Origin of the sequence: Bacillus sp. UNCCL81, assembly GCF_900112535.1 — a bacterium.
Lineage (GTDB): Bacteria > Bacillota > Bacilli > Bacillales > Bacillaceae_G > Gottfriedia > Gottfriedia luciferensis_B.
In genome coordinates this window covers 100,278-110,818 of sequence record NZ_FOMF01000006.1, presented here as the reverse complement: position 1 = coordinate 110,818, position 10,541 = coordinate 100,278, and the positions used below count along the sequence as shown (strand labels likewise).

The window sequence follows — 10,541 nt, the reverse complement described above, 5'->3', positions numbered from 1 at the left end:
ACGTTTTTGTTAATCTAAAAAACGGAATCGTAAATGATTTATCATATGAGTCTTCATTGCATACACAACCTAATTTTGGAAAGAATAAACCCAATTAGACCTTCCATCAAAGAGGTATCAATATGAGAACAAATACAACAACGATGAGTTCAAATAAAGATGAAGTTTTAACAAAAAATCTAAAAAATAATATTGAAATGATTCAAGATTACTTATGTCAAACAGAAGATTTAGTCGTTAAGATTATTCATAAAAATGCTCAGATTTTTGCTATTTTGTTTCTTGAATCGATGATAAAAATTGAGGCACTTCAATCATTTATTATTGAACCTATTTTAAGAGAAACAAAGGATGAAACAGGGAATATCGTCAAATCATATGAGATTAAAAACTCAACAAATATCTCAGAATTAGGGGATAGTTTATTAGACGGATTTTGTCTAATTTTAGAAGAAAATTGTTTAAATGGAATATTAGCAGCAGCAGCAGATGATAAGGAACGTACAATTTCTGAACCTGCTAATGAACAAAATATTAATGGTCCTCACGATGGTTTTGTTGAAAGTATAAATACAAATATACAATTACTAAGAAAAAGAATTCGTACACCTGAGTTAAAGATTAAGTATTTTACGATTGGTACGATTACGAATACTAAGGTTGCTATGGTTTATATCGATTCAATTGTAAATCGAAAACTTGTCGAGGTCATTGAAGAAAGAATTTCAGGTCTTAAACTAGACAGTCTTCGTTCAACAGGACAACTCGAAGAATTGATTGAGGATAATACGTTTTCACCTTTTCCACAAGTATTAAATACAGAAAGACCAGACCGAGCTGCATCCTATCTTTTAGACGGAAAAATAAATTTACTTGTAGATGGGAATCCAACTGTTTCTATTGTTCCAATTACCTTTTTCGCTTTTTATCAAGCTCCAGATGATTATAATCATAGATGGTTGATTGGTTCATTTTTTCGAATTATTAGGGTATTTAGTTTTATAGTTGCAATTAGCTTACCTGCCATATACATTGCAATCGTATCCTTCCACTCTGAAATACTACCCATAGGCCTTCTTTATTCAATTAGGGTTTCTTTAGAGTTTGTACCATTTCTCCCTCTCGTCGAAGCTTTTGCGATGCAAATCATATTAGAGTTGCTCAAGGAAGCTGCTATTAGACTGCCTTCTCCCATTGCTCAAACAATTGGTATAGTTGGTGGGCTAGTAATTGGTACAGCTGTTGTAGAAGCGCATTTAGTATCAAACACGATGATCGTCGTAATTGGTTTTACAGCAATTGCTTCGTTTGTAGCTCCAGTTAGTGAGATGGGTACTAGTATGAGGCTATTGGGCTTTCCGACGATGATCATGGCTTCAATACTAGGTTTCTTTGGAATTACACTAACTTTAATGTTAATTTTTATGCATATGTGCAAATTAAAATCTTTTGGCATGCCTTATTTTTCTCCTATGGCGCCTTTTCGAAAGGAAGATATAAAGGATACTTTCTTTAGACTCCCTTCATGGAAACAAAATACTCGACCAACTGATGCAGTTCCCCAAAAGATTGTACAGCAAAGAATATCTAGGGTGTGGAAGAAAAAATGATAACGAATAGTAATTCGATTTCTAAATTACAGCTCTACTTTTTTATTATCCAAAGTCAAATCGGTATTGGACTTCTCTCATTACCAAATGCAGTTCAAAGTACAGCCAAAGGTGATGGGTGGATTTCTACCTTAATTGCAGGAGTAGCAGTCCAAATTACATTATTCATTTACTGGCTTTTACTAAGAAAATATCCAGATGCAACATATACAGATATTACAAAAAAAATTTTAGGTAAATATGTAGGAAAGCTCTGTAACTTATTTATATATATCTATTTTATTATGATTGGAAGTCTGGCTTGTGCTCTTTTTATCAGAAGCATAACTCTTTGGTTATTACCGTTAACTCCTATGTGGTTACTATCGCTAATTATTATTTTATCAAGCATTTATTTAACAATTAGTGACCTAAGAATCATATCAAGATTTTTTGTATTAGCATCGGTTTTAATCATCCTTCTTTTTTTACTATCGTTCTTTACCTTTTATTTACCAAATGATTTTCACTATATTCAACCGATTGGCCAATCAGGTGTAAAAAATATAATTTTAGGAAGTCATAAATCATTACTCTCGATATTAGGATTTGAAAGTCTTTTACTAATTTTCCCTTTTGTGCTTGATACTGAAAAAGGAATATTAAAAACTGTAAGTCTTGCCAATTTCTCTGTGACATTATTCTATACATATTTTACCTTTATTTGTCTAATAAGCTTTAGTCCGACACAACTTCTGCAAATTAGAGAGCCTGTTTTATATTTATTTAAAGCCCTTTCGTTTGAAATGATTGACCGCTTAGATTTGATCTTTTTATCGGTCTGGATTGTACCAATGACAACCTCGGTAATCCTTTATTTATTTTTATCAGCTAAAACTATCAGTAATGAAAGATCATTTAAAAAAAATGTATGTCTTAGTGGAATCTTAATTTTTTTCATAACAAACATACCATTGGATGAGGATCAACTAGCTATCTTTGATAAGTATGTAACTTACTTAAGCTATGTAGTTGTTTTTGGACTTCCCATCATTCTGTTATGTTTATCCTTCATCATTTCAAAAACTGAAAGGAGTGAACAATTATAAGAAAATCAATTTTGATAACCTTATGTTTGTTTACCTTTTTTTTAGCTAGCTGTTGGGATCAAAATCTATTAGTAAATAAAAAAATGGTCAATGGCATTAGCTTCGATTTAGATCAAAACGATAATGTTTTAGCTACAGTTAGAGCTTTAAATATTGAAAATAAAGGTGGAGGACAGTTTGAAGTTAAGGACGAACTTGTTAAAGTAAACCGCCCTAGTGTATCCGGGATGGAAGTTGACATTAACAATAAACTACCTGGCTTAATTGATGTAAGTAAAGCACATATTATCTTAATCGGAAGAGAACTTGCTAGAAAAGGAATTTACCCTTATTTAGAGCTTTTTTATCGCCCTAGACAAGCCTATGTTTCTACTAGAGTTGTAATAGCAGAAAATAAGGCTTCAGACATTATTACACTTAATCCTGGAACTAGCCCTATAGCATTTGTTATTTTAAAAGGGCTAGAAGCTGCTGAAGATACTACAAAGATTCCTAAAGAAACTGCTTTTACAGCATGGACACAAATTACAGATACAGGTCGAGATATCGTTTTACCTTTTGTAACAAAAGACGAAAATGATAAAATTACAATCGGTGGAATAGACCTATTTAATGGGGATAAATTTTCAGGAATTAGCTTACCTAATGAAAAAGGAAGTCTTTTATTGTTACTAATGGATCGACTAAATAAATATGCTGAAATGGCTGTACAGTTAGGAGACCATCGTTCAATTTCATATAGAGTAAAAACAATGAAAAGAGATTTAGATTTAAAAGTAGATAAAAAAACTAAAAAAATAACTTGTAGAATTAATTTAACTCTTGATTTAACAATTACTAGTTACACAGGTAAAGTAGGAGAAAAGCTTAACAAAGACAAATTAAATAAAGATGTTTCAAAAATTCTTACTAAACAGTCTGATGAAATCACTAAATCACTATTGGAAGCTAATTGTGATGCTTTAGGAATTGGAGGAATCTTATCTAGCTCTTATCCAGATATATGGAAAAAAATAAATTGGGACAAAGAATATAAGAATGTTAAGTTCAAAACTTCCGTAAAGGCAAAAATTGATCGAACTGGACCTGTTTTTTAAGAATCATATTTATAAAATTTCATACTCTTGAGCAACATAATGTAAGGATTAGAATCAATCTGTTTTTTAGGAGGAACTATACTTGAGACTAGGTAAAAAAAATGATACATTCTTTGAAATGCTCTTAAATATTGCAAATAATTTAAATGAATGTTCGATTTATTTTGATGACTTTAAAATAAAAAATGCTACTGATTTAAAAACATTTTCTGCAGAAATGAAGGCTTATGAAACAAAGGGTGATACATATATTCATCAAGTTATCGTTGAATTAAATAAAACATTTATTACACCAATTGAACGTGAAGATATACTAGAACTGGCAAATAAAATGGACGATGTACTAGACGGAATGGAGCAATGTTCAGCAACATTCGAAATGTACTCCATCATTCAAATAGATGAATTCATGGTGAAGTTCGTTAAAAATATTCGCAGTGCTGCAAATGAAATATTAAAAGCAATTCAGTTACTTTCAAGGAAAAAATTATTAGAAATGCGCGTACACGCAATCCAAGTAAAGGATTATGAGTCACAGTGTGACGCGTTATTACGCACTTCCATTAAAGAGTTATTTAAAAATGAAAAAGATCCAATCAAAATCATTCAGTTCAAAGAGATTTATGAAATGCTAGAAGCAGTTTCTGATAGTGCACAAGATGTAGCAAATACACTTGAACAAATTATTATGGGTAATGCGTAATTAAATACTAACTAAAAAATACAGCCTAATTAGACTGTATTTTTTTATCTCTCATCTAATAGTTTTTTTGCAAGTTTTCTAACGATTGATCGTGGGATGAATCGAACAGATTGCGCTAAAATTTTATTCTTAATACCTGTAATAACAACCGTTTTCTTCTTACTAACTGCCTCATAAGTCAACTTCGCAACTTTTTTTGGGGTCATAATTTTACCTTTAAATAGCTTTGAATTATTTCCACCGGATGAATTTATGATTCCCGTTCTAGTTGGTCCTGGACATACAGCTGTTACACTAACTCCTGTGTGCCTTAATTCCTCTGAAAGAGCTTCACTAAATGATAGTACATACGCCTTTGAAGCTGCATAAACAGACATTTTTGGCCCTGGTTGGAAAGCTGAAGTAGATGCAATATTAATAATTTGGCCCGATTTTTTTTGAAGCATATTTGGTAAAAAGTATTTTACTATCTCTGTTAAAGTAACAATATTTAGCTGAATCAACTTTAACTCTTTAATTAAATCAGTCTGACCAAATTCCCCGTATAGGGCAACCCCAGCATTATTTACTAGAATATCAATCTCCGTTTGTGATTTTGTAACTTGATCAAAAATGGACTTAGCAGAATTTACTTTAGAAAGGTCTTCTGTAATAACTAGTACTTTTATATTGAACTGCTTCTTCAATGAAATAGCCATTTCTTCTAATTTAGTTTTATTCCTAGCAACTAAAACTAAGTTGTAATGATCTTTTGCAAATAATTTAGTTAACTCATAGCCGATTCCTTCCGTTGGACCGGTAATTAATACTGTTTTACCTTTTTGTTTTTTGACCATCATTTTGATTATCCTTTATCTTTTTATCGTTTGAACACTTTTCGTTTTACTATATGTTCAACTTAATAAAAAAAGGAATCTTACTTTATTTTTCATAATATTTCTTAACTAACTCAATAAATATTTCCATCGATTTCGTTTGCAGTTCGATTTTATCAGTGATAATTGAAAAATTCCGTTGAATAGGTGTCCCCTCTACTTTTAGGTAATCAATGGTATTTAACTGTTTTTCTTTTTTTATTGCTAGCTCGGATAGATAGGTAATTCCCATGCCAGCTTCTACAGCTTCTTTAATTAATTGTGTACTACCAAATTCAATTATATTTTTAGGACGTATCTTTAATAATTCAAATAATCGTTCAGTCGCTTCCCTTGTTCCAGATCCTTCTTCCCTAACAATCCAAGTTTCATTTTCAATTTGATTCAATGTCACAGCTTCAATGGAATATATTTCACTCTTAGTTCCAGAAATAATATACATTTCATCATTTGCAAAAGGCTGTATATTTAAATTTGAATGAGTCGCTTCTCCTTCAACTATACCAATATCAATTTGATAACTTAGTGCGGCCTGAACAATTTCTCGAGTATTCCCTATTTGTACTGATGGTATGACATTCGGGAAAAGCCTCTTCATTTCAGCTAAAATTTGCGGTAATACATATTCACCAAAAGTATAACTTGCACCTATTTTAAGATGACCACTAGCCTCATTCATCAGATCATTCACAAGAGTTGACATACGCTTGTATAAACTAGTTATTTCCTTAGCATGCAAATAAACAATTTCTCCAGCTTTCGTTAACTGAACATATTTATTCGTTCTAATTAAAAGCTTTGCACCGATATGCTTCTCAAGTAATTGAATTTGCTGACTAACAGATGGTTGAGTCATATGTAACTCTTCAGCCGCTCTTGAAAAGTTTCTTTTTTCAGCGACCGCCATAAAAACCAAAAGAATTTGATCCATACTCAATCTCCTAGTATTAGATTTACTTATTATCAATATTATCATCATTTATTTTTCTTATAATAAGAAATTGATAAAACAGGTAAATAGAAAAGACTGATTCAAAATGAATCAGTCTTCTTTGACGCCTTAACTTTTCGAATTAAGTTAATTGCCAAGTATGCTAAAACCATAAAGACAAGATAGATTGATGCATAAAACCAGTACTCTTTATTGGTAAGTTTATTACTTAGGAGACTTAATATGAAGAATGTTGTAAATGAACCTAATAATAGCCCAATTAATGTTTTTAACTTCATTACAATGCACTCCCATTAAAGTAATTTTAAGTATTTAAAGAAACCCTTTTACAGTCTATATAGTTCATTATTGGTAAGAATATTCCATTCTAACCTTTTAAAGTGCAAACTAAGCCCTTTCTATACACGATTTCCAATAAAAAAGGCTGAATTAATCGGTCAATAATCCGATACTCTTTTACTATATTGAACTCCGACATCAATTAGATCATTTATAAACTCTTTAATATTTCCTACTAGGATTCCTCCATGTCCAGTACACATAACATTACTATCAAACTGATTTATTTTTTTTAGTCCACTTAGAAAATGATCTAAGTGTTCTATTGAGACTCCACCATCTCTCAGATACTTTACCCACTCATTTCTAAGGTCATCTCCTTTAGAAACTAGCCCATCTTTTGATAAAGGATCACCGAAGAAACATAAGAAATCACCCGTAAAAACTGTTTTTGATGGGCGCTGATAAAAAACGACCGAACCTGGAGTATGGTATCCAACTAATTCATATTCAAACTCATTAATTACTTCAAATACTTCTAGGTCATTACTAAACTGAGTTAAATCAAGTGAATCCATCAAATCATTATCATTTGAATGGATAAACTTCTTAGCATTTTTAAAAATATTAGAACCTTCAATATGATCTTCATGTCCATGTGTAGCTAAAAAGAGATGGACGTCTTCTGGTGTTTTACCCAGTTCAACCAGAGCTTTCCTAAGATACTTAGAGTGGATCCCTTTTCCTGAGTCAATGAGAGTAACTCCATTATCTTGAATTATAAAATAGCAATTATTATATGACTTCCATTCAGTATCCCATATCGCTAAAGCGTATATGTTATCTACTACATGTTCAAAAGAAACTTCCACGTCTTCACCTCCAGAATAGATAGCATTCCACAATTAACAAAAAATCGGTCTAAAATACCTAAATTATAGTGTTCGATCTTTACGACTAATAACCTTTTATCAATAGGTTATATAGTCATAATGAATAAATTTTATGAAAGATTCATCAGATTTAATGGGTCTTATCCACTATATCAAAATCACATAAGACATAATTTTAATTTTTCAGAAAAAAACAGATTGGAAAATTAATATGCTATAATCTTTCTAATTTTATAAATATAGTCCTGGAAGGAGCGTTTAACGTGGAAAAAGAACTAAATTTAAAGAAAAATATTGGCTTTTTCGTATCAACGTCTTTAGTAATCGGTACAGTAATCGGTTCTGGAATCTTTATGAAACCTGGGATCGTGCTGTCTTCAACTGCTAACTCCACTATGGCTCTTCTAGCGTGGATTATCGGTGGCGTTATTACACTAGCAAGTGGATTAACAATCGCTGAAGTAAGTGTAAAAATCCCAAGAACTGGTGGATTATATGCTTATATAGAAGAGGTTTATGGTGAGAAGTGGGGATTTTTGTGCGGTTGGGTACAAACCCTCGTCTATGGACCTGCTGTTATGGGTGCCCTTAGTCTTTATTTCGGCTCTTTATTGGCAGATTTTTTCGGTTTTCAGGGAAGTAGTAAAGTTATTGGTATTATCACGATTATATTACTAGGTGGTCTAAACATACTAGGCACTCAACTTGGTGGATTTATTCAAACAATTTCTACTGCAGGTAAACTTGTTCCTATTATTTTAATTGCTGTTTTTGGTATCCTTCAAGGGGACGTATCAGTTTTTAATGCAGATAGTGGTAGTTCTACTCAAGCACTTAGTATGGGCGCAGCAGTATTAGCGACTTTATGGGCATATGACGGCTGGATGAATGTAGGTTTTATGGCAGGAGAAATGAAGAATCCTTCAAAGACTCTACCTAGAGCTATTATTTCTGGTATTGTTATTGTTATTTTAGCTTATCTTTCTGTTAATATCGCAATGCTACATGTTTTATCTGCAAGTAAAATTGTTGAATTAGGTCCTAATGCAGCTACAGCGGCGGCTTCTTCACTTTTTGGTAGCATTGGTGGAAAAATTCTTGCCATCGGAATCTTAATTTCTATTTTTGGCTGTTTAAATGGCAAAATTCTCACATTCCCAAGGGTTACATTTGCAATGGCAGAACGAAACTTTCTACCTGGTTCAAAAGTATTATCTAGTATTCACCCTAAATTTAATACGCCAGTAGGCTCAACAGTTTTTCAAATTGTTTTAGCTTTAGCAATGATGATATTCTGGAACCCAGATCGACTTTCTGATATGGCTATATTTGCAGTGTTCTTATTTTATGGACTAGCCTTTAATGCAATCTTCATATTACGTAAAAAAGATAAAGGTGGAAATAAATTATATAAAGTGCCTTTATACCCTATCACTCCGATTGTGGCAATATTAGGTACACTTTACATCATCTGTAGTACGATTATAAATGCACCAATGGATGCACTTGTATCAATTGCTATTGCAATTGTTGGTTTACCTGTTTATTGGAGATTAAAATCGACTATTAGAAGTGACGAAAAATATAAAGCAAGTTGATATATAAGTATATTTAAGATTAATAAAAAGCAGGAAAAGACTTCAGTGTCTTTAACCTGCTTTTTATGTTCTCTATTATTTATGTGCAAAAAATACTAATTGAACTAAAAATAATACTGCAAATAAATAAACAAATGGGTGTACATCTTTAAATTTACGTTTTACGATTTTCATGATTGGATAAGAAATAAAGCCTAAAGCAATACCGTTTGCAATGCTTGATGTTAATGGCATACTAACGATGACTAAAAATGCCGGGAATGCTTCTTCAAAATCATCCCATTTAATCTCCGAAATACTTTTAATCATAAAACAGCCAACAATAATTAAGCTAGGCGCTGTAATTGCAGCAACTTCTGAAACGGAACCAATCATTGGGCTAAAGAATGCTGCGATTACAAATAGGACTACAACCGTTAATGAAGTTAAACCAGTTTTTCCACCAGCACCAACACCAGCAGAGGATTCTACAGTTGCTGCAGTCGGACTTGTTCCTAACATTGCACCAACAATTGTTCCAATTGAATCAGCTGAGAATGCACTTCCTCCCTTTTCTAACTTCCCATTTTTGATAAGACCCGCTTGTTTAACAATTGCTAGTAAAGCTCCTGTTGTATCGAATAACATGACAAGTAAGAATGAGAAAATCACACTATAAAGTCCATATTGAATAATGTCTTTCACTGAATCAATTGGGTTGTATACTAAAATTCCTTTTGGTAAATGAGGCATAGCAACAAAGCCATTTGCAAAATTTAATTGACCTGTAAAATAGGCAATTAGCCCCGTCGTAATCATCCCTAGAAATAACGCACCATTTAAGTTAAGTGCCATAAATACAATTGTTATTAGTAAACCAATCAATGTAAGTGCAACCTTAGGGGAACTAAAATCACCGATTTGAACTAGATTAGTAGGGTGATCTGTGACAATACCTGATAAACGTAAGCCAATAAAGGTAATGAACAAACCAATTCCAGCAGCAATTGCATGCTTTAAGTTTGCAGGAATTGCCTGAATCAATTTTGTTCGGAAAGATGTTAAAGAAAGTAGTAAAAATAAAATTCCAGTAATAAAAACAGCAGAAAAACCTACTGAGTATGGGAGATTATGTCCCCCAATTACAGAATAAGTAAAATAGGCATTTAACCCCATTGCAGGCGCAATAACGATGGGATAATTAGCAATCAATGACATGGTTAAAGTCCCAATAATTGTTGCTAGAATAGTAGCTAGGAATGCCTGGTTAAAAGGTACACCTGCGTCCTTTAAAATCATAGGATTGACAATAATGATGTACGCCAATGTTAAAAATGTAGTTAAACCAGCTAATACTTCAATTTTAACTGAAGTATTTCGTTCTTTAAGTTGAAACATATGATGACTCCTTTATTATATTGAAATAAAAAAACTGCCCGCTTTTCATGAGAAAAAGCAGGCAGTTTT

The 10,541-nt window shown here is 32.2% G+C and carries 10 protein-coding genes; 5 read left to right on the top strand and 5 right to left on the bottom strand.

What is annotated here, in order from left to right; translation table 11 throughout:
* Nucleotides 1-122: 122 nt before the first annotated feature.
* The 4 genes from BM319_RS14335 to BM319_RS14320 all read left to right on the top strand — a co-directional run bounded on the left by BM319_RS14335 (nt 123) and on the right by BM319_RS14320 (nt 4,498).
* Nucleotides 123-1,610, top strand: a complete 1,488-nt coding sequence (locus BM319_RS14335; protein WP_091023342.1) for a spore germination protein — start codon at nt 123-125, stop codon at nt 1,608-1,610.
* A complete protein-coding gene (locus BM319_RS14330) occupies nt 1,607-2,698 on the top strand; it encodes a GerAB/ArcD/ProY family transporter (protein ID WP_091023340.1) in 1,092 nt (363 codons plus the stop codon). The genes BM319_RS14335 and BM319_RS14330 overlap by 4 nt, the downstream gene beginning before the upstream one ends.
* Before the next feature lie 11 nt (nt 2,699-2,709).
* Nucleotides 2,710-3,795, top strand: coding sequence for a Ger(x)C family spore germination protein (locus tag BM319_RS14325; protein WP_286143775.1), 1,086 nt, complete (start codon nt 2,710-2,712; stop codon nt 3,793-3,795).
* A gap of 82 nt (nt 3,796-3,877) precedes the next feature.
* Entirely contained in the window at nt 3,878-4,498 is a 621-nt protein-coding gene (locus tag BM319_RS14320) for a DUF47 domain-containing protein (protein ID WP_286143774.1), read from the top strand.
* Nucleotides 4,499-4,542: 44 nt separating this feature from the next.
* Here the strand turns inward: BM319_RS14320 and BM319_RS14315 are convergent, their stop codons facing one another.
* From BM319_RS14315 to BM319_RS14300, 4 genes are all read right to left on the bottom strand, one after another.
* Entirely contained in the window at nt 4,543-5,334 is a 792-nt protein-coding gene (locus BM319_RS14315; RefSeq protein ID WP_286143773.1) for an SDR family NAD(P)-dependent oxidoreductase, read from the bottom strand.
* An 85-nt stretch (nt 5,335-5,419) separates the two neighbouring features.
* Nucleotides 5,420-6,304, bottom strand: coding sequence for a LysR family transcriptional regulator (locus BM319_RS14310; protein ID WP_069034977.1), 885 nt, complete (start codon nt 6,302-6,304; stop codon nt 5,420-5,422).
* Nucleotides 6,305-6,405: 101 nt separating this feature from the next.
* Complete coding sequence (locus BM319_RS14305) at nt 6,406-6,603, bottom strand: hypothetical protein (protein WP_069034978.1); 198 nt, start codon at nt 6,601-6,603, stop codon at nt 6,406-6,408.
* A gap of 159 nt (nt 6,604-6,762) precedes the next feature.
* Nucleotides 6,763-7,476: an MBL fold metallo-hydrolase gene (locus tag BM319_RS14300; protein WP_069034979.1), complete on the bottom strand. Its 714-nt coding sequence runs from the start codon at nt 7,474-7,476 to the stop codon at nt 6,763-6,765.
* A gap of 284 nt (nt 7,477-7,760) precedes the next feature.
* Here BM319_RS14300 and BM319_RS14295 point away from each other — a divergent pair, with 284 nt between their 5' ends.
* On the top strand, nt 7,761-9,095 hold the full coding sequence (locus BM319_RS14295) for an APC family permease (RefSeq protein ID WP_091023336.1): 1,335 nt from the start codon (nt 7,761-7,763) through the stop codon (nt 9,093-9,095).
* A 75-nt stretch (nt 9,096-9,170) separates the two neighbouring features.
* On the opposite strand, the gene BM319_RS14290 is transcribed toward BM319_RS14295, so the two are convergent.
* Nucleotides 9,171-10,472, bottom strand: a complete 1,302-nt coding sequence (locus BM319_RS14290; RefSeq protein ID WP_069034981.1) for an NCS2 family permease — start codon at nt 10,470-10,472, stop codon at nt 9,171-9,173.
* Nucleotides 10,473-10,541 lie beyond the last annotated feature (69 nt).